General features: G+C 66.5%; 18 protein-coding genes and 1 pseudogene. 17 read left to right on the top strand and 2 right to left on the bottom strand.

All coding sequences use genetic code 11. The annotated features are described in order from the left end of the window. The 13 genes and pseudogenes from D893_RS06965 to D893_RS06900 form a co-directional block, all read left to right on the top strand. Positions 1-129 (top strand): annotated as a pseudogene (locus D893_RS06965) (carbon dioxide-concentrating protein CcmK); the annotation flags it as partial. Between the two features lie 10 nt (positions 130-139). Further along, positions 140-592, top strand: coding sequence for a ferritin-like domain-containing protein (locus tag D893_RS06960; RefSeq protein WP_018947958.1), 453 nt, complete (start codon positions 140-142; stop codon positions 590-592). Further along, positions 576-857: a 4a-hydroxytetrahydrobiopterin dehydratase gene (locus tag D893_RS06955; protein WP_018871382.1), complete on the top strand. Its 282-nt coding sequence runs from the start codon at positions 576-578 to the stop codon at positions 855-857. The genes D893_RS06960 and D893_RS06955 overlap by 17 nt, the downstream gene beginning before the upstream one ends. Positions 858-870: 13 nt before the next feature. Continuing rightward, complete coding sequence (gene parA, locus D893_RS06950; protein WP_024330044.1) at positions 871-1,506, top strand: ParA family partition ATPase; 636 nt, start codon at positions 871-873, stop codon at positions 1,504-1,506. After that, entirely contained in the window at positions 1,503-1,913 is a 411-nt protein-coding gene (locus D893_RS06945) for a hypothetical protein (protein WP_024330043.1), read from the top strand. Before parA ends, D893_RS06945 begins: the two co-directional genes overlap by 4 nt. Before the next feature lie 62 nt (positions 1,914-1,975). Next, on the top strand, positions 1,976-2,779 hold the full coding sequence (locus D893_RS06940) for a CbbQ/NirQ/NorQ/GpvN family protein (protein WP_018947961.1): 804 nt from the start codon (positions 1,976-1,978) through the stop codon (positions 2,777-2,779). Positions 2,780-2,807: 28 nt separating this feature from the next. Continuing rightward, on the top strand, positions 2,808-5,129 hold the full coding sequence (locus D893_RS06935; protein WP_018947962.1) for a nitric oxide reductase activation protein NorD: 2,322 nt from the start codon (positions 2,808-2,810) through the stop codon (positions 5,127-5,129). Between the two features lie 57 nt (positions 5,130-5,186). Next, entirely contained in the window at positions 5,187-6,188 is a 1,002-nt protein-coding gene (locus D893_RS06930; RefSeq protein WP_024330041.1) for a LysR family transcriptional regulator, read from the top strand. Between the two features lie 108 nt (positions 6,189-6,296). Then, complete coding sequence (locus D893_RS06925) at positions 6,297-6,872, top strand: SgcJ/EcaC family oxidoreductase (RefSeq protein ID WP_110619426.1); 576 nt, start codon at positions 6,297-6,299, stop codon at positions 6,870-6,872. 69 nt (positions 6,873-6,941) lie between these two features. Continuing rightward, entirely contained in the window at positions 6,942-7,889 is a 948-nt protein-coding gene (locus D893_RS06920; RefSeq protein WP_018947965.1) for a sodium-dependent bicarbonate transport family permease, read from the top strand. Between the two features lie 3 nt (positions 7,890-7,892). Then, positions 7,893-8,183, top strand: a complete 291-nt coding sequence (locus tag D893_RS06915; RefSeq protein WP_018871374.1) for a hypothetical protein — start codon at positions 7,893-7,895, stop codon at positions 8,181-8,183. Positions 8,184-8,196: 13 nt separating this feature from the next. Then, positions 8,197-9,198, top strand: coding sequence for a phosphotransferase (locus D893_RS06910; protein ID WP_110619425.1), 1,002 nt, complete (start codon positions 8,197-8,199; stop codon positions 9,196-9,198). A 287-nt stretch (positions 9,199-9,485) separates the two neighbouring features. Further along, complete coding sequence (locus D893_RS06900) at positions 9,486-10,073, top strand: hypothetical protein (RefSeq protein WP_110619423.1); 588 nt, start codon at positions 9,486-9,488, stop codon at positions 10,071-10,073. Positions 10,074-10,119: 46 nt separating this feature from the next. Here D893_RS06900 and ettA read toward each other — a convergent pair whose 3' ends face one another. Next, positions 10,120-11,787: an energy-dependent translational throttle protein EttA gene (gene ettA, locus D893_RS06895; protein WP_110619422.1), complete on the bottom strand. Its 1,668-nt coding sequence runs from the start codon at positions 11,785-11,787 to the stop codon at positions 10,120-10,122. A 110-nt stretch (positions 11,788-11,897) separates the two neighbouring features. Here ettA and crcB (D893_RS06890) point away from each other — a divergent pair, with 110 nt between their 5' ends. Both crcB (D893_RS06890) and crcB (D893_RS06885) read left to right on the top strand, forming a co-directional pair. Then, entirely contained in the window at positions 11,898-12,320 is a 423-nt protein-coding gene (crcB, locus tag D893_RS06890) for a fluoride efflux transporter CrcB (RefSeq protein ID WP_210434087.1), read from the top strand. Then, positions 12,317-12,739: a fluoride efflux transporter CrcB gene (gene crcB, locus D893_RS06885; protein WP_018947954.1), complete on the top strand. Its 423-nt coding sequence runs from the start codon at positions 12,317-12,319 to the stop codon at positions 12,737-12,739. The genes crcB (D893_RS06890) and crcB (D893_RS06885) overlap by 4 nt, the downstream gene beginning before the upstream one ends. Positions 12,740-12,801: 62 nt before the next feature. On the opposite strand, the gene D893_RS06880 is transcribed toward crcB (D893_RS06885), so the two are convergent. Further along, positions 12,802-13,746: an isoaspartyl peptidase/L-asparaginase family protein gene (locus tag D893_RS06880; protein ID WP_110619421.1), complete on the bottom strand. Its 945-nt coding sequence runs from the start codon at positions 13,744-13,746 to the stop codon at positions 12,802-12,804. A gap of 179 nt (positions 13,747-13,925) precedes the next feature. On the opposite strand from D893_RS06880, the gene D893_RS06875 reads away from it, so the two are divergent. Both D893_RS06875 and D893_RS06870 read left to right on the top strand, forming a co-directional pair. Further along, positions 13,926-15,701 carry a ShlB/FhaC/HecB family hemolysin secretion/activation protein gene (locus D893_RS06875; RefSeq protein ID WP_110619420.1) on the top strand — a complete coding sequence of 592 codons (1,776 nt, stop codon included), beginning with the start codon at positions 13,926-13,928 and terminating at the stop codon, positions 15,699-15,701. A 65-nt stretch (positions 15,702-15,766) separates the two neighbouring features. After that, the coding region (locus D893_RS06870; RefSeq protein ID WP_146220543.1) for a filamentous hemagglutinin N-terminal domain-containing protein at positions 15,767-22,161 on the top strand (6,395 nt) is incomplete at its 3' end.

The following is a 22,161-nucleotide window of genomic DNA, read 5'->3' as shown; positions in this document are numbered from 1 at the left end:
CGTGCCGGTGCCGATTCCTGCGAGCGTGTGGGTGACGGTCTGGTGGCCGCGCACATCATTGCCCGCGTGCATTCCGAAGTGGAAAGCATCCTGCCGTCCGCGCCCAGCGCCAGCGGCTCCGCCAGCTGAGGATACGCCGATGGCCGATCCACGGATCGTGGGCTATCTGAACCGGGCGGTCGCGCATGAAATGTCGGCGGTCCAGCAGTACATGGCCCAGGCGCGGCTGACCGCGCTCTGGGGCATGGCGGAACTGAGCGACTCGCTGCGGCGGGAAGCGCAGGAAGAACTGGAGCATGCGGATCGCCTGATGACGCGCCTGATGCACTACGGGCTGGCGCCTCCCGGCAGCCAGCTGGGACCGGTGCGTCTGGGGCGTTCGGTCCGCCAGCTGATGGAGTACAACCGCGCGCTGGAGCTGGATGCAGTGCGGATGTACGAAGAAGCGGTGGTGTATTGCCGTCGGACCGGTGCCCGTGAGGATGCCGCGCTGTTTGCGGCCCTGCTCGACGAAGAGTGGGAACACGTGCGCGAGATCGATGCTCAAATGAATGCAAACGGCAGCGGAGACTCCGATGGCCGAGAACGGTGACGTGGTTCCCGCAGGCTGGGAGCCTGGCAAGGGTTCGCTGGTGTCGATCAGCAAGCAGTACACCTTTGATCGATACGGGGTGACGCGGGATTTCCTCGACCGGGTCGCGGATCTGTCCGAGGCCGACGGTTATCACCCGAACATAAGCTTCGGGACGACCTATGTGAACATCACCATCGACGCCCGGGACGGCGAGGCGATCGGCGAGGCGGATCGCGCCTTCGCGCTCGAGGTCGACCGCCTCGCCGGCGAGGTGACTTCATGACCCGGGGGTCATAATGAGCTCGCGGGTGATCGCGGTCGTCAATCAGAAGGGCGGGACTGGCAAGACTACCCTGACGATGAATCTCGCGGCCGGGCTGGCCCGGCGCGGCCGGACCCTGGTCGTCGACGCCGATCCTCAGGGTTCCGCCGGGCAATGGGCGCGCATGAGTTCGGAGCGCAAGCCGTTCCCGGCATCCGTGTTCGCGGTGGCAGGGCCGCTGGACCGGGAGCTGGCAAACCTGCGTCGGGATTATGATTTCGTGGTCATCGACTGTCCTCCGACCCTGGAAGGCGGTGCGGTGAACGGCGCCCTGGCGGCGGCGGACCTGGCGCTGATCCCGGTGCTTCCTTCGCCGGTGGACCTGTGGGGCAGTGTCCGCATGGGGACGGGCCTGGAGGAGGCACAAGGGGCGAACCGGGATCTGCAGGCGCGTATCGTGGTCAACCAGCTTGAGGTGCGCAGCGCGCTCTCGCGTGCGATGAAGCACGCCCTCATGGAGATCGACATACCCGCTCTGGAGCAGACGCTGCGGCGGCGGGCCATCTACCGGCGTTCGGCGCTGGAAGGCAGCTCCGTCTATGATCTGGGGAAACCCGGACAGGCGGCTGCGGCCGAGATCGAAGCCATCATCGAGGAGGTGTCACAATGAGTGACCTGCAGAACAAGCTGGCGGCCGGCGTGCGCGCGGCGCGCGAGAATCAGGACAACAAGGGCGAGGCATCGGGCACGTCGACGAATGAAACGTCGAGCAGCAAGCCGGAGTCCGCCACGGAGCAGAAACCGGCGGAGAACAAGCCGGCGCAAAAGCCCGCCTCCGGCAAATCGTCGTCCGGAAAGGCAACGACCGGTCCGCGGGGCAGCACGGCGAAGAAGCCTGCGGCTAAAAAGTCCGCGGGTGGCTCCGGCGCCACCCGCAAGAGCACCGGGTCGACGGCGGGAAAACGCTCCCCGGCTTCGAGCCGCGGTGGCCGCAAGGACTCCCCTGGCAATGACGATCGCGCCACCGGGGATACGCCCTGGGAGAATCTGCATCCGGATCGGGTCTGGCCGGACTGAGTCCGGGCGGGATTGCGAGCATGGCCGGGCGAAGCCCGGCCTTTTTGTGAAGGAGCATTGCCATGCAGGACGAACTGCGCGAATACCGGGTGACCGCAGAGCCCTATTACCAGCCGGTCGCGGACGAGGTGGAGCTGTACGAGGCGGCGTATGCGGCGCGCATGCCCATGATGCTCAAGGGTCCGACGGGCTGCGGCAAGACGCGCTTCGTGGAGCACATGGCCTGGAAGCTGGGCAAGCCGCTGGTGACGGTGGCCTGCAACGAGGACATGACCGCCTCGGACCTGCTGGGGCGCTATCTGCTGGACGCTGAAGGGACGCGCTGGCAGGACGGGCCGCTGACCATGGCGGCCCGGCTCGGGGCGATCTGCTATCTCGACGAGATCGTGGAAGCGCGCCAGGACACCACCGTGGTGATCCACCCCCTGACCGACAACCGGCGGGTGCTCCCGCTGGAGAAGAAGGGGGAAATGGTGAAGGCGCATCCCGATTTTCAGGTGGTGATTTCCTACAATCCGGGTTATCAGAGCCTGATGAAGGATCTGAAACAGTCGACCAAACAGCGCTTCGGCGCGCTGGATTTCGATTACCCGGATCATGCGACCGAGACCCGGATCGTCGCGCACGAGGGCGGTGTGGGCGAGGACGTCGCGGACAAACTGGTGAGCGTGGCCGAGCGTGCGCGCAACCTGAAGGGGCACGGACTGGACGAGGGAATCTCGACGCGGATGCTGGTGTATGCGGCTACGCTTATTGGCAAGAATGTCGCGCCGCTAGCCGCCTGCCGCATGGCCCTGGTGCGGCCCATCACCGACGATCCGGACATGCGCGATGCGCTGGATTCGGCGGTGACCACGTTCTTCTAGACCGCCTTCGAGGCGGCGCGAACGCGCGATGAGCATCCATCTGGAAGACTATTCGGACCTCCTCGAGGACCTCGGGGACCACGCCGCGCAGGTGCTTGAATCTGCGTGGCACGAGGCAACGCGTGCATTCAGCCCGGCGGGACTGGAACGCTACTACCTCGAGGGAGCCCGCAGCCTGCATTCCCTGGGACGCGGGACCGAGCTGGTCGTGGCGTTCATTCAGGAGGCGCCGGGGCTGGCGCATGAGCTGGGCGAGGATGCCGTCGCGGAACTGCTGAGTTCGTCCATCCGGATGTATTCCAAGACCAGCTCGGCGGTGATCACGCTGGTGATCTCGACGGCGCCCATTGCCGCGCGTCGCCTGGGCGACCATTCGCTGTTCGAAGGCTATCTGCGCCTGCTGGATTCGCTGCTGGGCCAGGCTCCGCGCGGCGTGCGCCCGATGCTGGAGCACCTGGACGAGCTGCTGAGCCATCTGACCCTGGGCGGGTTGCGGCGCTGGGCCACCTGGGGCGCACAGGCCCATCGCTCCGATCTGGAGGCGCAGATCGAATACTTCGGCCTGCAGTCGCCGGAGTCGCGCTCGGTATTCCAGAAGGAACGCCGCGGGACCTTGTTCGTGGACGTGCAGCGGCGTATCAACCTGTATCTGCGCTCGTTGTGGGGACGCGATTTCTTCATGCGGCCAACCAGCGGCGATTTCGAATCGCGCGAAGGGTACCGGCCGTATATCCAGGGGTTCACGCTGTTCCTGCCCGATGCCTTCGACGACACCGACGAGCTGACCGGGCTTGACCTGTATCGCGCGGCGGCGGCGCATGCCGCCGCGCACATGGTGCATACCCGCGAGCGCCAGGAAGAAGAGGCGCCGCGGGGGATCCGGGGCGCGCTGCTGGAGCTGTTCGAGGATGCCCGGGTCGAGGGGCTGACACTGGCCGCATTCCCGGGGCTGGGGCAGATCTGGAAACCTCTGCACACGGCCACCCCGGAAGACGGCGATGCGCCGCAGCCACTGCTGGCACGGACCGCGCGCGCCCTGATCGACGCCGATTACACGGACCCGCACCCGTTCGTGGACGAGGCGCGGGCGGCCTTCGCCCGCGAGTCCGATCTGGAGCGTGCGGGACTGGCGGCGGAACTGGCGGAAGCGCTGGCGCCGGCGTTCCCGGAAAAGGGCTACGTGAACCCGAAGCAGATCGCGCCCGAGGTCGTCTACCGCGACGACAACCGCTATATCTGGGCGGTGGGCCGCGAGGACGAAGAAGAGGCGGAGGTGCTGGCCGCACACGGCTCGGGTCAGGAACGCATCTACGTCACGCCGATGGAGATGATCAACACCCTGGACGTGCCCAGTGCCGGGGACGATGCCCAGCAGATCATGGTCCTGGCGACGGAGTTCTTCCGCGATGGCGAGGACACCAGCATCAACGCGCAGGAGGGCAAGGAGCCGATCTCGCTGCCGTTCCACTATCACGAGTGGGACTACCAGATGCAGCTGGAGCGCCCGCACTGGGTGACGCTGCTGGAGCGTCGTCCGGAGAAGGGCGATCTGGACGAGATCTACGCGATCAACGAAAAGCACAAGCCGCTGATTGCACGTCTGAAATACCTGATCGAGGCGATTCAGCCGCAAGGCGTGCAACGCCTGCGTCGGCAGCCCGAGGGCGACGAGCTGGACGTGAATGCGCTGGTGGAGGCACAGATCGACCTGCGCATGAACCGGCAGCCCGACGAGCGCATCTACACCCGCACCCTGCGCCAGGAGCGGGATCTGTCCGTGCTGGTTCTGCTGGACCTGTCGGAATCGACCAACGAGACGGTGCGCGGGACCGACACCTCGGTGGTGCAGCTGGCGCGCGAGGCGACCACGCTGCTCTCGGGTGCGATCTCGCGTATCGGCGATCCGTTCGCGATCCACGGTTTCAACTCGGACGGGCGGCACGACGTCGAGTACTTCCGCTTCAAGGATTTCGATGCGCCCTGGGACGACACGGCGCGGGCGCGTCTGGCGGGGATGAAAGGGGCGCTTTCCACGCGGATGGGGGCGGCCATCCGGCATGCCACTGAGCAGCTGCGTGCCCGCGGTTCGCAAAAGAAGCTGATGCTGGTCATCACCGATGGCGAGCCCTCGGATACCGACGTGCGTGATCCGCAGTACCTGCGCTTCGACGCTCGCCGCGCGGTGGAGGAGGCCGGACGCAACGGCGTCCACAGTTTCTGCATGAGCCTGGACCCCAACGCCGATGATTACGTGGAGCGCATCTTTGGGAACCACTACATGGTGCTGGATCGGGTCGAACGGCTGCCGGAGAAATTGCCGATGCTGTATGCCGGCCTGACCACCCGTTAACAGGGGGCCGGCGTGAGTCAGAGCGATTCGACGCGGGATTCCGGCCTTCCGCAGGTGATGCTGAAGTCGGAGCTGCCGGCGCATCTGATCCGGCATGCGACCCTGCGCCAGCTGCAGGTCTTCGAAGCGATCGTGCGCCTGGGCAGCTTCACCCGCGCCGCGGAGGAGCTGCACCTGACTCAGCCGACGGTGTCCATCCAGATCAAGAAGCTCTCCTCCGCGCTGGGGCTGCCGCTGTTCGAATACGTCGGGCGGCGGGCGTCGCCCACCGAGGTAGGGTTGCTGCTGTACGACACCTGCCGCGAGATGCTCGGGGCGCTGACCAATCTGGAGATGAAGCTGGCCGAGATGCACGGCCTCAAGCGCGGGCGGCTGCGGCTGGCTGTGATCACCACGGCGCAGTACTTCGCGCCCAGCATTCTCGGCCAGTTCGCGCGGCGCTATCCCGACGTGGAGCTGTCGCTGGAGGTTTCGAACTTCGACCGGGTGCTGGACCGCCTGGCCAATAACGACGATGACCTGTACATCATCGGCCATGTGCCGGAGCGCCTGACCGACGTGGCGGTGTACCCCTTTGCACCCAACCCGCTGGTGGTGATGGCCAGCCGCGATCACCCGCTGGCCGGCCGCCGCAATATCCCGCTGCAGGAGCTGGAGCAGGAGAATTTCCTGATGCGCGAGCCGGGATCGGGGATCCGTGAGTCCACCCTCAAGCTGTTCCAGGAACACGGTATCAATCCGCGGGTGCGCATGGAGCTGGGTTCCAACGAGGCGATCAAGCAGGCGGTCATCGGTGGTCTGGGGATCTCGGTGCTGTCCCTGCATACCCTGAGCGCGGAGGGCGCGGAAGGGCCGGTGGCGCTGCTGGACGTGGAGCATTTCCCGATCCACCGTCAGTGGCACATCGTGCATCCGCGGCAGAAGGTGCTGTCGGTGGTGGCGCAGACGTTTCTCGACTTCGCCATTCAGGATGAGGCACGGCTGCGCAATCAGATCGAGGACATGCTGGCCGCCTTCAAGGCGCAGGCCGATGCCGGACAGGGCCCCTTCGCCGGATGAACGGCGCCGGCTGACAGGCCCGGCTGACAGGCTATGGGGGGCGGTTTACAATCCCCCGCAAAGTACAACCTTTGATCAGGGCCGCCACGGCGCCCGCGGAGAACACCCGTGAAGAATCCTTCCGACGCCCGGCCGCGCATCAGCGGCACCCGGTTCATTGATGCCGACAGCGAGCCGCGTGCCCGCTTCAGCCTGAGTGCCTCGTACCGGGACCAGCACCACCCCGTGACCGGGACGGGTGGGGACCCGAACTTTGGCGCCATCGACACCCCGTTGGATGAGAGCTGCGTGGTTTGTGCCCCTGCGACCCGGCGTCTGGCGGAAGAGCTTTTCGACCGCTGGAACGACGCGCTGAAAACCGGCGACGCTGATCGGGTTACCGACTGCTACGCTGAAGACGCGGTACTTCTGCCCACGGTGTCGAACGTCCCGCGCACCACGCGCGACGAGATCCGTGACTACTTCCGGCATTTTCTGGAGAAGCGCCCCGAGGGCACGATCACTCAGCGTAACGTGAAGTTCGGCTGCAACAAGCTGACGGATGCGGGTACCTATACCTTTCGCGTGCGCGACGGCGGTGAGGTCAGGGACGTACCGGCGCGTTACACCTTCGTCTACGAGAATCGCGACGGCGAATGGAAGATCGTGCATCACCACTCCTCGATGATGCCCGGTAGCGACTGAACCAGACCGACAGTCCCGTGCCCCGCGAGAGCCGGTGCGGGGCGACGTTTCTGACTGGAGGCAAGGACCATGGTTTCCGAACCGGTCGTTCTGTTTTTCCTGCTCGGCGCGATCGCCGGGCTGGCCAAATCCGATCTGAAGATCCCGATGGCGGTGTACGAGGCGCTGTCCATCTTTCTGCTTCTGGCCATCGGCCTGCACGGCGGGGTCAAGCTGGCCGAATCCGAGCTGGTGCCATTGCTCCTGCCCGGACTGGCCGTGCTGGTGGTGGCGGCGTTCATCCCGCTGATCGCCTTCCCGGTCCTGCGCTGGGTCGGCCGCATGACCCGCGCCGATTCGGCCTCCATCGCCGGCCATTACGGCTCGGTCAGCGTGGTGACCTTCTCGGTGGCGGTGGCCTACCTGGCCCAGCGCGGGCTGGATTACGAGGGACACATGATCGTGTTCCTGGTACTGCTGGAGATCCCCGCGATCGTGATCGGCATCCTGCTGGCCAAGGCGGGCACCGGTGGTGGGACGCGCTGGGGCAAGACCCTGCACGAGGTGTTTTTCGGCAAGAGCGTGTTCCTGCTGATCGGCGGGCTGCTGATCGGCTACCTGGCCGGTCCGGAGAACATCGAGCCGCTGGAGCCGATGTTCTGGGATCTGTTCAAGGGCGTGCTGGCGCTGTTCCTGCTGGAGATGGGACTGGTGGCCTCCAGCCGCATCGCCGAGGTGCGCAGTTACGGGGTCTTTCTGGTGGCGTTCGCGATCGTGATGCCGGTGGTGGCCGCACTGCTCGGTATTGTGCTGGGCTGGGGGCTGGGCATGTCGCTGGGCGGCACGCTGCTGCTGGCCACGCTGTACGCCAGTGCCTCGTACATCGCGGCCCCGGCAGCCATGCGCATCGCGGTGCCGGAGGCCAACCCGGCACTGTCGATCGGGGCCTCGCTGGGGGTGACGTTCCCGTTCAACATCTTCGTCGGCGTACCCCTTTACTTCTGGTTGGCCGAACAACTCTACGCAGTCGGAGGATAGGGCATGGAAGGCGAACCGATGCGCCTGATGGTGATCGTTACCGAGGCGATCCTGGAAGACATGCTGGTCGACGAGATCCGCAAGCTGGGCGCCAGCGGGTACACCGTGATCGATGCCCGCGGCTGGGGCGAACACGGCAAGCGTCGCGGCAACTGGCGCCAGGGCGGCAATATCCGCATCGAGGTGCTGGGGTCCGAGGAGCTCTGCACCCGCATTGCCGCGCACATGCGTGACACCTACCAGAAGGACTACGGGCTGCTGATCTACACCACCGACGCGCTGCTGCACAACTGAGGCGGCTGCGGCCATGGGTGCGCGGGAGGACGCAGAGCTGACCGCACGCGTGCGCCATGCGACCGGCGCCCGCGCGGCGTACCCGCAGGAGCGGGTGCAGGGGCTGTGGAGCGGTTATGGCGAGATCCGGCGCTACCGCCTGGAGGATGCGACGGTAGCCTCGGTGATGGTGAAGGACGTCCGCTACCCGGCAGCCGTCAGCCACCCGCGCGGCTGGGGCGGCGGGGTTTCCGACCGGCGCAAGCGGCGATCCTATGAAGTGGAGCGGGCCTGGTACGCGGATTTCGCCCCGCGGCTCGATCCGTCGCGCTGTCGGCTCCCGCGCTGTTTCGCGGCGGGTGGGGACGATCATGGCGGCTGGATGATCCTGGAGGATCTGGATGCGGCCGGTTTCCCGGACCGCCGCGAGCGCCTGGACTTCGACGGCGCGGTCCTCTGCCTGCGCTGGCTGGCCGAGCTGCATGCCGCGTTTGTCGGCACCGCACCCGACGGCCTGTGGCCGGTCGGCAGCTACTGGCATCTGGCGACCCGTCAGGAAGAATGGGCGGCGATCGAGGACCCGGCCATCCGCCGCACGGCCGCGGAGGTCGATCGCCGGCTGAACGCGGCCCGCTTTCACACCCTGGTCCACGGTGACGCGAAGGTCGCGAACTTCTGTTTTGCTGCCGACGGGGGCGCCGTGGCGGCGGTGGATTTCCAGTACGTCGGCGGCGGCTGCGGGATGAAGGATGTCGCCTATTTCATCGGCTCCTGCCTCGACGAACACGAACAGGAACATCGCGAGGCCGACCTGCTTGACGCCTATTTCGATGCCCTGCGCGGGGCGCTGCGCGATCACCACCCGGAAGTGGACGCGGGCGCGCTGGAGGGAGAATGGCGGGATCTGTTCCCGCTGGCGCAGGCCGACTTCTACCGCTTCCTGGTTGGCTGGAGCCCGGGGCACTGGAAGATCCATGACTACAGCCAGCGGGTTGCCCTGGAAGTCGTACGCCGCCTGGATCCGGGGGCGGCCTGAGGCGTCTTTTGTCAGGACAGGAGCGGCCGCGGCCGCGAATGCATTCGCGTGGACGCGTGCTCCCACAGGCTTGCGCGGTGCCGTTCGTGCTCCCGTCATCGCGAGTCGCGAAGCGACGTGGCGATCTCCATCTCAAGCCACCTGTTCCGGCGTGCAGCCCGCTTCGGCCGACTGCCGCGTCGTCTTCGGCTCCTCGCAATGACGGTGACAAGCGCTTGCGCCGCGCGATGACACGCGGCGCTTGACCCTCCATGATGGGGGCTGGCCGAACGGAGTCCGGACCCGCGATGATCCCGCTGTGGTTCAAGCTGAGCTGGCTCGCCTTCCTCGCCGTGCTGGTACCTGTGTACCTGCAGGAATACGGGCCGCTGAATTTCCTCTGGCTGTCCTCCATCGCGCTGGTGGCCGGCTGCCTGGCCGCCTGGCTGGAAAGCCGGCGTCTCGCATCCATGCTGCTGGTCGCGGTCCTGCTTCCGGAACTGGTCTGGGTCCTCGACCTGGTGCTGAGCCTGCTGCTGCTCGGCAACCCGGTCATCGGCGCCGTGCACTACATGTACAACCCCGACATCCCGCTGCACGTGCGCCTGCTCTCGCTCTACCACCTGCCGTTGCCGTTCGCGCTTCTGTGGATGGTCTGGCGCCTGGGTTACGACGCGCGGGCCTGGAAGTGGTGGCTGCCGATTGGCTGGGGCGTCCTGCTCGCCAGCTACGCGGTGGCGGAGGAAGGAAGGAATCTCAACTGGGTGCTGGGTCCGCACGGGGAGCCGCAGGAATGGGTGGCGCCCGAGCTGTGGCTGGCGTTCGTGGTGCTGTTCTGCACCGTGATGTGGTGGCTCACCCACCGCCTGGTGCGGTGGCTGCACCGCCGGCGCTGAAACGAAAAAGGCCCGGCAATGCCGGGCCTTCGGGGGGAGGGCAGGGTCAGTCCGCCAGGCGCTTGTACTTGACCCGGTGCGGCTGGTCGGCCTCCGGGCCGAGCCGCTTGTGGCGGTCTTCCTCGTACTCCTGGTAGTTGCCTTCGAAGAACACCACGTTGCCATCTTCCTCGAACGCGAGGATGTGGGTGGCGATACGGTCGAGGAACCAGCGATCGTGCGAGATCACGATCGCGGAGCCGGGGAAGTCCAGCAGGGCCTCTTCCAGTGCGCGCAGGGTCTCGACGTCGAGGTCGTTGGTCGGTTCGTCCAGCAACAGGAAGTTGCCGCCGCTTTGCAGCAGCTTGGCGAGGTGCACGCGGTTGCGCTCCCCGCCGGAGAGCTCCTTCATGCGCTTCTGCTGGTCCTGGCCCTTGAAGTTGAAGCGGCCGCAATAGGCGCGTGACGGCATTTCGAAGTTGCCGACCCGGATGACGTCCTGACCGCCGGAGATCTCTTCCCACACGGTCTTCTCGTCTTCCAGCGCATCGCGGTTCTGGTCCACGTAGGCCAGCTGGACGGTCTCGCCGACGTCGACCGTGCCGTCGTCCGGCTGTTCCTGGCCCGAAATCATGCGGAACAGGGTGGTCTTGCCCACGCCGTTCGGGCCGATCACGCCGATCAGCGCACCGCGCGGCACGTTGAACGACAGGCCCTGGTAGAGCACGCGATCGCCGTAGTGCTTGGACAGGTTGTCCACCTCCAGCACCTTGTCGCCCAGGCGCGGGCCCGGCGGGATGTAGATCTCCTTGGTCTCGGAACGCTTCTGGTAGTCGCTGGAGGCGATCTCCTCGAAGCGCTTCAGGCGGGCCTTGCTCTTGGCGCCGCGGCCCTTGGGATTGGAACGCACCCACTCGAGCTCGGATTCCATCGCCTTCTGCCGCGCGGCCTCGGCCTTTTCTTCCTGCTTCAGGCGCTTTTCCTTCTGCTCCAGCCACTGCGAGTAGTTGCCCTGGAACGGGATGCCCTGGCCACGGTCGAGCTCGAGGATCCAGCCGGCGACGTTGTCGAGGAAGTAGCGGTCATGGGTGACTGCGACGACGGTGCCCTGGAACTCCTGCAAAAAGCGCTCCAGCCAGGCCACGGACTCGGCATCCAGGTGGTTGGTCGGCTCGTCGAGGATCAGCATGTCCGGGCTGGACAGCAGCAGCCGGCACAGGGCCACGCGGCGGCGCTCGCCGCCGGAGAGGTTGTTCACGTCGGCGTCCCACGGCGGCAGGCGCAGGGCGTCGGCCGCGACCTCGAGCTTGCGGTCCAGGTTGTGACCGTCGGCGGCCTCGATCTTCGCTTCCAGTTCGGCCTGCTTCGCGGCCAGGGCGTCGAAGTCGGCATCCGGTTCGGCATAGGCCGCGTACACCTGATCCAGTTCGGTCAGGGCCTCCTTCACCGAGGCGACCCCGTCTTCCACGTTGCCGCGCACGTCCTTTTCCGGATCGAGGTGCGGTTCCTGCGGCAGGTAGCCGATCTCGATGCCCGGTTGCGGCCGCGCCTCGCCGACGATCTCGGTGTCCACGCCGGCCATGATGCGCAGCAGGGTGGACTTGCCGGCCCCGTTATAGCCCAGCACGCCGATCTTGGCGCCGGGGAAGAAGTTCAGGTTGATGTCCTTGAGGATGTACTTCTTCGGCGGGACGATCTTGCCCACGCCGTTCATCGTGTAGATGTACTGCGCCATGATGCTCCTGCGAAGCGTTTGTCGGGGTAATCAGGGCGTGCACTTTACCATTCCGGCCGGCGGGAAGCTTGGTGGTCGGCCTGCGGGCCGGGCGGTGGCTCGACAGCGCAATGGCCGGCCCCGAAAATGACTCGATGATCATGTGGTGGCAGGTCCTGTTGCTGGTAGGGGCGGGGGGTGCGCTGGGCGGACTGACGCGCTTCTGGCTCGTGCAGTGGATCGACAACCGTACCGGCGGGGGGCGGTTTCCCTGGGGGACGCTGGCGGTGAACGTCTCCGGCGCGCTGATGATCGGCCTGGCGCTGGGCCGGGTGTCCGGGCCGGCGCTGACCTCCTGGCTCTGGCTGCTGCTGGTGGTGGGCGTGCTCGGCAGTTTCACCACGGTCTCGTCGTTCAGCCTGCAGGTGGTGGGCGTGGCGGAGCGTGACGGCCTGCGCCCGGCGGTGCTCTACATCCTGCTGACGCTGGCCGGCGGGCTGACGCTGGTTTCCCTGGGCTATGGTCTGGCTCGCGCGGCCGGCGGGGCGGCATGACGGGGTATGACGTCCGGCTGTCCGCGTTCGTCGCGCTGGGGGCCGCGCTGGGCAGCATGGCGCGTTACGGCCTGTCGTGGAGCGGGCTGCACCTGGTGGGCGCCGGGTTCCCCTGGGATACGCTCGCGGTCAACATCGCCGGGTCCTGGCTGATCGGGCTGTATGCGGTGATCAGTGCGCCGGAGGGCTGTCGCCCGGCCGACCCGGTGACCCGGCAGTTCGTGCTGGCCGGGTTCTGTGGCGGGTTCACCACCTTCTCGGTGTTCAGTCTGGAAAGCCTGTGGCTGATGCAGTCGGGCGATCCGGGTCGTGCCGCGCTGTACGTGGCCGTGTCGCTGGTGCTGTGGATCGCGGGGGTCTGGCTGGGCAGCCGCATGGGGCGGCACTGGAACGCGGCCGCGGAACGGCGGGAACGCTGAGCCCCGGTGGGTGAGGCCCGTCCGGCGGGCGACCCCGTTCCGGGACTCGCGGCGTGGTCCGGTCAAGGGGCAGGCGGAACAGGCGGGGGCTCGACGCCGGTCCGGGTCGGGCCTCCGTGTTCGATCCAGCCGTGGAGCATGCGCGGGGTGGTGGTGCCGGCCGCGCAGCGCCCGGCATGGTCGATCGCGATGGCCCCGCCGTAGCCGCCGATCCGTTCGTGCAGATGCTGCAGGCTTGTGGTCAGGGCCTCGCGGGCGTCCAGACCGAGATGGCGGATGCGGTCGGCCAGGTCTTTGGCGAAGACGCTGCGCAGGAAATCCTCGCCGTGCCCGGTGGCGGAGATGGCGGCGGTGGCATCGTCCGCGTACACGCCCGCGCCGGGGATGGGCGAGTCGCCGACCCGGCCCGGGCGCTGGCCGGTCATCCCGCCGGTGGAGGTGGCCGCGGCCAGATGGCCGTAGCGATCGCGCGCAACCGCGCCGATGGTCCCGGGCGCGGGTTCGTCATGATCCAGCGTGACCCGGCCCCGGCGCAGGGCGCGCTCCAGCTGTTCCCGCCGCTGCGGGGTGATCAGGGACTCCTCGTCCACCTGCGCCATCCCCATCTCGCGGGCGAAGGCGGCGGCACCGTCCGCGACCAGCAGTACGTGTTCCCCGTCTTCGAGGATCGCACGCGCCAGGCGGACCGGGTTGGCGATGCCGCGAACCGCCGCGACGGCCCCCGCAGCGAGAGCCGCGCCATCCATGATCGCGGCGTCCAGCTCCACGGACCCCTCGCGGGTCAGGGCGGCGCCGGTGGCGGCGTTGAACAGGGCATCGTCCTCGAGCCGCGCTGCGCAGTACTCAACGGTATCCAGGGCGCGTTCACCCCGCGCCAGACGCTCGCGGCCGGCCTCCAGAATCCCCTGCAGCGCGGCGTGATACGCCTCGGCGGCCGCTGCGTCCTGCGCCTCGCGCAGCTCCCCGGCGCCGCCGTGGATCATTAGCGAGAAGGCCCCGGATGTCATCGTTCCTCCTCGGCCTGGCCGTGGTGACTAACGGATGGATAACGCCTGGCTGACCGGAAGTATGGCATTGGTCCGAGGTCTGTGGCGGAATGCCAAAAATTCCGACTGGATCACAAGATCTGTTCGTCTGCCAATCACGGACGGGGCGTGTCCCGGACAGTGAAGAAAGGATCGAATCAATGCACGCTGCCGCATTCTTCGCCGGGACTGAGCGGGTGTCCTCTCTGAGCAGAGCCCTGCTCCTGTTGCTGCTGGGTATCAGTCTGTGCGTACCGGTTCACGCTCAGGTGGAGCCGGATGCAGGCACCCTGCTGCGCGACCGCCCGGAGGTGCCGCGGGAGCCGGAGCGCATGCCCGAGCGCGAGGCGTTACCGGAGCCGATGGAGGAGACCGATGTTCGCATCGAGCTCGAGCGGGTGGTCTTCGAGGGTTACGAGTCGCTGGCCGAGGAACCGGAGCTGCAGGCGCTGGTGGCCGATCGGCTGGGCGAGGAGCTGGGTTTCAACGGCCTGCAGCAGCTGGCCGAGCGGGTGACCCGCCATCTGCGCGAGCAGGGGTACATCCTTTCCTTTGCCTACCTGCCGGAGCAGGACGTGAGCGACGGCGAGGTCGTGATCCGTATCCGCACCGGGGCGCTGGAGGATGCCGGTTCCTGGGAACACATCCTCGAGGACAAGGATGTGCGTCTGAGCGACGAGCGGGTGGTCGGCATGCTCAATCACCAGCTCAGTCCGGAACAGGAGGCGCTGGTGCAGGCCGCGCAGCTGGAGCGGACGATGCTGCTGTTCAACGACCTCGCCGGCATTCGCGCCAGCTCCAGTCTGCGGGCCGGGCGGGAGCCGGGCACCACGCGGATGGACATCGACTTCCGCGAGGAGGACCGCTACACCGGCACCCTGTGGGCGGACAACTACGGCAACCGCTACACCGGCGAGGAGCGGCTCAACGCCCGTGGCGCGATCCACAACCTCAGCGGACGCGGGGACCGGCTCACCGGCATGGTCAGCGCTGCCCGCTGGATGACCAACCTGGATGTCCAGTACACCACCCCGCTGGGCTACAGCGGCCTGAGCGGGCACCTGGAGCTGGGGTATCTCGACTACGAGCTCGGCCGCGAGCTCTCCGATCTCGACTACGAGGGCGATGCATTGACTGCGGGGGCGGGGCTGTCCTACCCCCTGATCCGCTCCCGCCTGCGCAACCTGTCGCTGGAAGGCAGTTACCAGTATCGCGAACTGGACGACGAGCAGGCCGGCGACAACGTCCGCGACCGGGTCTACCACACCGGCACCGTTGCCCTGGACGGGGACTGGCTGGACGAAGTGGGGGGTGGCGGCCTCGTGAACTATCGCGTGGCGGCCACCGTGGGCGATCTGGACCGGTCCGGCAACGCCTTCGACCGTGAACTCGACCGCCAGACGGCGAGAACCCACGGCAGCTTCCGCAAGCTCAACCTGGAGGCCCTGCGGCTGCAGCGGATCACGGATGATTTCAGCCTGCTGGTGCGCGCCTCCGGGCAGTACAGCTTCGACAACCTGGATTCCGCCGAGCAGTTCAGCGCGGGCGGGCCCCACGGCGTGCGCGCCTATCCGGCTGGCGAGATCAGCGGCGACCACGGCTGGCAGGCCACCGTGGAGGGCCGTTACGACGCGGCCACCCTCGACGGCATCGACAGCCGTCTGCAGCTCACCGCCTTCTACGATGCCGGTGGCGTGACCCTGCGCCGCGACCGCTGGGACGGCTACAGCCCGGCGAACGCCAACGAGACCAACACCCCCGTGATCCAGGGGGCCGGTGTGGGCGCCAATCTGCATCGACCGGGCGTCTACAGCCTGCGCGCCAGCGTCGCCTTCAAGGTGAATGACGACGTGGACGACCGCAGCGTGACCGGCAAGGACTCCGACGGCCGCAGTCGGGACCCCCGCTTCTGGGTCCAGGCCATGGTCTGGTTCTGAACCGGAGCGACCCCGCAACCACGCTCGACCCTCGAAAACGCGTTACGAGAACCCTGGTGATCGCCATGAACGACCGCAAGAACCGCATCCGTCCCGCCTCCCTGAACCACACCTACCGCCTGGTGTGGAGCGAGAAGAGCCAGAGCTTTGTGGCCGTGGCCGAGATCACCCCCGGGCGGGGCAAGGCCGGGCGTACGGTTACCGGTGCCGTCGCCGGTCTGATGCTGCTGGCCTCCTCCGCCGCCTGGGCGGTGGACCCCGGGGCGCTTCCCGACGGTGAGAGCCTGACCCATGGCGATGCCACCTTCACCCGTGACGGCGACGAACTGATCATCGAGCAGGGCAGCGAGCGGATCATCACCGAGTGGGAGCGCTTCAATATTGGCGAGGATGCCGGGGTGCGCTTCGATCAGCCCGGCAGTGACAGCGCCGCGCTCAACCGCATTCTCGACGAAAACCCCAGCCAGATCCTGGGCCGGCTCGAGGCCAACGGCCAGATCTTTCTGACCAACCCGGCGGGTATTACCTTCGGCGAGGGTGCGCAGGTGAACGTGGGCAGCCTGGTCGCCTCCACCCTGGAGATCAGCGACGAGGATTTTCTCGACGGGCGGCTGAACTTCGAAAACCGCGGGAGCAGTGATGGCCGGATCAAGAACCGGGGCGAGATCGAGGCGGCCGGCGGCGTGGTGGCGCTGATTGCCAACGAGGTGAGCAACCAGGGCGAGATCCGCAACGACGGCGGCGACGTGGCGCTGGCCGCCGGGGACGAGGTCACCCTCGACTTCGACGGGGACGGCCTGACCACCGTGACCGTCGAACGCGGCGTTCTGGATGCCCTGGTCGAGAACGGCGAACTGATCCGGGCCGACGGCGGGCAGGTGGTCATGACCACCCAGGCGAAAAACGCCATCTACCGCAACCTGGTCAACAACGAAGGCACCGTCCGGGCGCGCACCCTCGAGGAGGGTGAAGACGGGCGGATCATGCTCAGTGGCGGCATGGAGGAAGGCGAGGTCCGCGCCGGAGGCACCCTGGACGCCAGTGCTCCGGACGGTGGTGACGGCGGCCGCATCGAGACCTCGGCCGCGCAGGTGGACATCGACCCCGATATCGAAGTCACCACCCACGCCGAACAGGGGCAGACCGGCGAATGGGTGATCGATCCCACCGATGTGTACATCGTCGAAGGCGACGAGGACGGCGACCAGCTGGACGACGACGAACTGGCGGAGGGCGTGACCACCGTCCACAACAACACCCTGGAGAGCGCGCTGGAGACCACCAGCGTCACCATCGAGACCCCGGAAGAAGGGGGCGAGGGGGCCGGGGATATCTTCGTCAACGCCGACGTGGCGTGGAGTGAAAACACCCTTACTCTCTCCGCCTACCGCGACATCGAGATCAACCGCCACCTGGATGCCAGCGCTGGCGGTCATCTGACCCTGGAATACGCGCAGGGAGACGCCGAGGGAGACTACCGCGTGAACATGGCGGGGGGCTATGTCGATACCACCGACGAGGGACGCGACTACGCGGGCCGGATCTCCCTGGACGGGGCGTCCACCTTCCGTACCCGGTACGCCGATGATGCCGAGATCGAACACAACGTCATCACCGACGCCAGCGAACTGGACGCGGTGCGCGATGAACTGGACGCCGACCATGTGCTGGGCGGAGACGTCGATCTGGACGGCTTTTCGGAAAACGCAGGCTGGGAGCCCGTGGGCGACGATGACAGCCCTTTCACGGGCGGTTTTGACGGCCTGGGCAACTCGATCGGCAACCTGACCATCGACCGCCCGGACGAGGATGAAGTGGGGCTGTTCGGTCATGCCGAGAACGCCTCCTTCCGGCACGTTAATCTTGAGGGGGTTGACTTGACCGGAGCAGATTATGTAGGAGCCCTGGTGGGATTGTGGCGAAACACCGGCGACGTTGACCTGGAAGGCATTCGGGTGACGGGGAACATCACCAGTAGCGACCAGGGAAGTTATGTCGGAGCCGTGTTCGGTAGCGCGAGGATCGAAGATGCAACTCTAACCATTGATCGAGTCCGGATCGTCGATACAGCCGTAGAGAATGCTCAGGAAGAGGACAATTTCCGCGCGGGGTCTTACACCGGGGGTATGGGTGGCAAGCTGGAAGCCGATGGCAGCGAAGCCCGGCTTTTGATGAGCAATGTGCTTGTATCGGGCGATGTGACCGGTGCCAACGGCGACGCCGGTGGCGTGACGGGACGCTTGAATATAAATGGCGGCGCGGAGGCCGAATTTGAGGATCTGAATACATCCGTCACTTTGGAGAGTCGCACCCTCGCAGGTGGTCTTTTTGGCTGGTATGCCGCTCGCTCAGGCTCTCAGTTGGCGATCAGCGGGGTCCATGCTTCGGGAGACATTACCGTCGAAGATGACCAGGGTGGTGGACTGGTGGGAACCCTGCAACTTCCGGATGACGGCGAATTCACGCTGGAGCAAGCCTATTTTTCAGGCTCGGTCTCCGGTGGCGATGACTTGGGTGGCCTCGTCGGGGTTTGGCATGAGGGCGAGTCCCCTGACCACGTGATGCGCGATGTCTACGTGATCGGCGATATCTCGGGGGATGAACGCGTCGGCGGGTTGATCGGCGCAACGTCGCCTTACTCAGCAATTCCCTATCGCCTGGATGTTCAAAATGCGTATGCCACCGGTACGGTGAAGGGCAGTAGCCACGTAGGCGGGCTGGTGGGCCAGCTCACTGATAGGGATACGGCGAGCATTCAACTGACTAACGCCTTTGCCGCTAACACCGTTACGGGTGATTCTTATGCTGGCGGCCTCGTTGGGAAAGTGGAAGAAGGCGTCGAGTTCCACACCACTCATGCCTTCTACGACTACGAGACCAACACCGACGACGCCATGTTGGATGCGGATGTCTACGGCGCAAGCCGCGTCGAGATCCGGGGTGCCCTGGAAGGAGAAGGCGGCTGGACGGTCGAGGACGAAGCCAATGCCACGGATATCGAAGGTTACGGGCTGGGGCTGCTGCCGTACCTGTCGGACGTCACCATTCCGGAAGACGTGAACGAGTTGCCCATGGCGACCCTGTTCGAGGGTGGCTGGGGTGATGCCGAAGGGGACGGCGCCTATACCGTCGCGCGGGCGGATCAACTGCAGAACATCAACCAGGTTGCGGACCGGACATTCGACTTCGAGCTGGTCGATGACGTGGATCTCCCGGCGGAAGGCGACTGGACGCCAATAGGCGACGAAAACGCCCCCTTCAACGGCCAGCTCGATGGACAGGGATACGCCGTTCGCCACCTCACGCTGGATGATGCCTCGCGCAATGCCGCCGGCCTGTTCGGGGCGGTTGCCGACGCGCGCCTGATGAATCTGCGCGTGGAGGGGGCGGCCATCGAGGCCGGCGACCGGGTCGGTGCCCTGGCGGGGGTGGCCGAGGGCGATACCCGCATCGAGGATGTCTTTGCTTCCGGCAGCGTGGCCGGCGGGGACGACGTGGGCGGCCTTGTGGGTGTGGCCCGGGGCTCCACCGATCTCGAGCGCGTGCACGCCACCACGGAAGTGACGGGCGATGGGAACACCGGCGGCCTCCTGGGACGGGCCGCCGACGAGGTCTCGATCCGGGATGCCTATGCCTCGAACACCGTGAACGGTGGCACGCATACCGGCGGTGTGGCGGGTGCCACTGGCGGAGACGTTGTCGTGGATAACGTGTTCTATGACGCCGAGACCAATGCCGGTGAAATGGCTGACGACCATCGGGGTGTCAGCCGGCAGGCTATCCGCCGGGCCCTGGAAGACGTGGGTGGCTGGGAGGGTCAGGACTACGACGGCGATGGCGCCGAATGGGAGGGGTATCGTGCGGGCCCGCTGCCATCGTTGAGTGCTGTCGATGATGATGACTATGCCATGTCACTGCCGATGGCCACACTGTTTGGCGGAGGCTTTGGCGGCACCGAACATGGCGACCAGACGGCGTACGAGATCGCCCGCACGGATCATCTGCGCAACATCCATGAAGTGGTCGGTGACGGGTATGCGTTCGAATTGGTGAATGACCTGGATCTCGCCGATGAGGCCAACTGGGATCCGATCGGTGACTCCGACGCGCCGTTTGTGGGCCAGTTTGACGGCCAGGGGTATGCGATCCGGAACCTGACCATCGACCGGCCTGACCCGGATGACCTGGATGCCGGTGGCCTGTTCGGGGTGGCCCTCAACGCCATCCTGCGAGATCTCGTGCTGGAAGACGTTGATGTCGTTGGAGGGGGGCGTGTGGGCGCGCTGGTGGGACGCGCTGTCGCCAGGGACGGAGGCACGATGACGATCTCCGACGTGGACGTCTCAGGAGAAGTGAGAGGCGAGGAGATGGTCGGCGGGCTCGCTGGTGAAACCCGCGCGATCAAGGGTGATACCGAAGGCGCCAGCGTTGAGCTCGCGAACCTGGAAGCGGATGTGGACGTCGCCGGTAGTGATAGCCGCGTTGGTGGACTGGTCGGGGCCGCGAGCGCGGCGGGAGGTGCGGAGCTGGAGGTCCGCACAGCCAGTGCCCGTGGCCAGGTTACAGCCGATAGCTGGGGTGCCGGCGGTCTTGTCGGCTCGCTGGAGGCCGATGAGAGCGGCATCCTCCGTGTCATTGAGGTGGAGGCTTTCGGGCAGGTGAGTGCCCCCGCTCTTTCCGGCGGTCTGGTGGGCTTCTCGGAGGCGAGCAACGGAGGGTCTCTGTCGATAACCCACGTGGTCGCCGAAGGCGATGTGTCCGGCCAAAGCGATATCGGTGGCCTGGTGGGCTATGGATCGGCCGATGGTGATGCGAATCTCAAAATCGAGCATGCCTCGGCCCTGGGTGAGGTCACCGGGGACGACTGGATCGGTGGTCTGGCGGGCTACATCGGTGGCGGGGACATCGAGCATGGCGACGCACAGGGCGATGTGATTCTTGATTCCGGCGACGCCATGGAATCGAACGGCGGGCTCGTCGGTTGGGTGGAAGACTCCACGATCCGGTGGTCGCATGCCACAGGCGCGGTGTCCTCGGAGATCGTTTCCGGGGGCGAAACGGTGGCCACGGGGGGCCTGGTGGGCCAGGCAAACAATACGCTCGTCGAACATTCCTATGCGAACGGCCCGGTTACCGCGGGGGCCTCGGCCATCGCCGGTGGGCTGATCGGAACGGCCACGGACACCACCCTCACGGAAGTCTACGCCACTGGCTCGGTGGAAGCGGGGGACGATGCCATTGCCGGCGGTCTGCTGGGTGTCATGGAAGATTCCGGCATCGATCGGGCCTACGCCACCGGTGCCGTAACGGTGGGTGATGGCACGGACGCGCATGCTGGAGGTTTCGTGGGTCGTCTCGCCGGGGGGGGCGCTGTGAGTGAAGCCTACTCCGCCGGGCGTGTGGAGGCTGGCGAGGAGGCCGGTATCGGCGGTTTCGCCGGCGATGAGGCCGGCGACGGCAATGATGTCGAGCACAGCTACTGGGACACCGACGCCTCCGGGGTGACCGAGGACGAGGACGGCAGTGGCATCGCCACCGGCCGCAGCACCGAAGCGTTGCAGGACCGGGATACCTTTACCGAGTGGTCGCTCAGCTCCGAGGCCGGCGACGACACCGCCTGGCGGCTGTACGACGGCGCGGCCCGACCGCTGCTGCGGGCCTTCTTCAAGGACGAGGCGGTCATCGAATTCACCCCCGAGGAAGGCCAAGGCCGGGAGTACGACGGCAGTGTCGTGGTGGAACTGGGGGATGAGACCCCGTGGAGCGTGGCCGAGGGCGTGGACGAGGGCCTGATCTCGGTCGAAGCGCTGGAGTTGATCCTCGCGGGTGCCGATGCAGGTGAGCAGGATGTGCAGCGCATCGTGGGCGTCGCCTCCTCGCAGCAGGGCTACGACCTGGATATCCAGGGGCCGGGACAGTATCGGGTTGATCCTCGGAGCGTGACCCTGAGCGGCGATTTTTCCGTCGAGGACAGGGAGTACGATGGTACGACCGAAGCGGTGCTGGCCGAGACGGGAGGTCTGGCCCTCGAGAACCTGGTGGACGGGGAAGACCTGGAGCTGACGGCATTGGCGGCGGCGTTTGCCGACGCCGATGCCGGCGAGACCATCACGGTGAGCCTCATCGAGGCCGAGCTGGCCGACGGAGATGAAGGGCTGGCCAGCAATTACACCCTGTTGACTACGGACTGGCCGACCACCACCGCGACCATTGATCCGCGTACCTTGACGCTGGGTGGTGAGTTCAGTGCGGAGGACAAGGTCTACGACGGCACGGACGTTGCCACCATCGACACCACGGAGCTCAGCCTCAACAACCTGGTTGAGGACGAAGCGCTGAATCTGGAGGGTCTGGCGGCGGCTTTCGAGCAATCGGATGTGGGTGAGAATCTGGCTGTCAGTCTCACCGGCGAGGGGCTCGCGGACGGAGAGGGCGGCAGCGCTGACAACTACACCCTGAG

The sequence above is a fragment of the Thioalkalivibrio sp. ALE21 genome (assembly GCF_003208255.1).
GTDB lineage: Bacteria > Pseudomonadota > Gammaproteobacteria > Ectothiorhodospirales > Ectothiorhodospiraceae > Thioalkalivibrio > Thioalkalivibrio halophilus.
The sequence above is the reverse complement of the archived record's forward strand: the minus strand, read 5'-3'. Positions and strand labels throughout refer to the sequence as shown.

What these genes read in the sequence shown, in the direction of transcription:
- D893_RS06955 (WP_018871382.1), top strand. Translation starts at nt 576, where the DNA reads ATGGCCGAGAACGGTGACGTGGTTCCCGCAGGCTGGGAGCCTGGCAAG.
- crcB (WP_210434087.1), top strand. Translation starts at nt 11,898, where the DNA reads ATGGCCGGCCCCGAAAATGACTCGATGATCATGTGGTGGCAGGTCCTG.
- parA (WP_024330044.1), top strand. Translation starts at nt 871, where the DNA reads ATGAGCTCGCGGGTGATCGCGGTCGTCAATCAGAAGGGCGGGACTGGC.
- ettA (WP_110619422.1), bottom strand. Translation starts at nt 11,787, where the DNA reads ATGGCGCAGTACATCTACACGATGAACGGCGTGGGCAAGATCGTCCCG.
- crcB (WP_018947954.1), top strand. Translation starts at nt 12,317, where the DNA reads ATGACGGGGTATGACGTCCGGCTGTCCGCGTTCGTCGCGCTGGGGGCC.
- D893_RS06900 (WP_110619423.1), top strand. Translation starts at nt 9,486, where the DNA reads ATGATCCCGCTGTGGTTCAAGCTGAGCTGGCTCGCCTTCCTCGCCGTG.
- D893_RS06960 (WP_018947958.1), top strand. Translation starts at nt 140, where the DNA reads ATGGCCGATCCACGGATCGTGGGCTATCTGAACCGGGCGGTCGCGCAT.
- D893_RS06915 (WP_018871374.1), top strand. Translation starts at nt 7,893, where the DNA reads ATGGAAGGCGAACCGATGCGCCTGATGGTGATCGTTACCGAGGCGATC.
- D893_RS06945 (WP_024330043.1), top strand. Translation starts at nt 1,503, where the DNA reads ATGAGTGACCTGCAGAACAAGCTGGCGGCCGGCGTGCGCGCGGCGCGC.
- D893_RS06875 (WP_110619420.1), top strand. Translation starts at nt 13,926, where the DNA reads ATGCACGCTGCCGCATTCTTCGCCGGGACTGAGCGGGTGTCCTCTCTG.
- D893_RS06935 (WP_018947962.1), top strand. Translation starts at nt 2,808, where the DNA reads ATGAGCATCCATCTGGAAGACTATTCGGACCTCCTCGAGGACCTCGGG.
- D893_RS06930 (WP_024330041.1), top strand. Translation starts at nt 5,187, where the DNA reads ATGCTGAAGTCGGAGCTGCCGGCGCATCTGATCCGGCATGCGACCCTG.
- D893_RS06910 (WP_110619425.1), top strand. Translation starts at nt 8,197, where the DNA reads ATGGGTGCGCGGGAGGACGCAGAGCTGACCGCACGCGTGCGCCATGCG.
- D893_RS06880 (WP_110619421.1), bottom strand. Translation starts at nt 13,746, where the DNA reads ATGACATCCGGGGCCTTCTCGCTAATGATCCACGGCGGCGCCGGGGAG.
- D893_RS06940 (WP_018947961.1), top strand. Translation starts at nt 1,976, where the DNA reads ATGCAGGACGAACTGCGCGAATACCGGGTGACCGCAGAGCCCTATTAC.
- D893_RS06920 (WP_018947965.1), top strand. Translation starts at nt 6,942, where the DNA reads ATGGTTTCCGAACCGGTCGTTCTGTTTTTCCTGCTCGGCGCGATCGCC.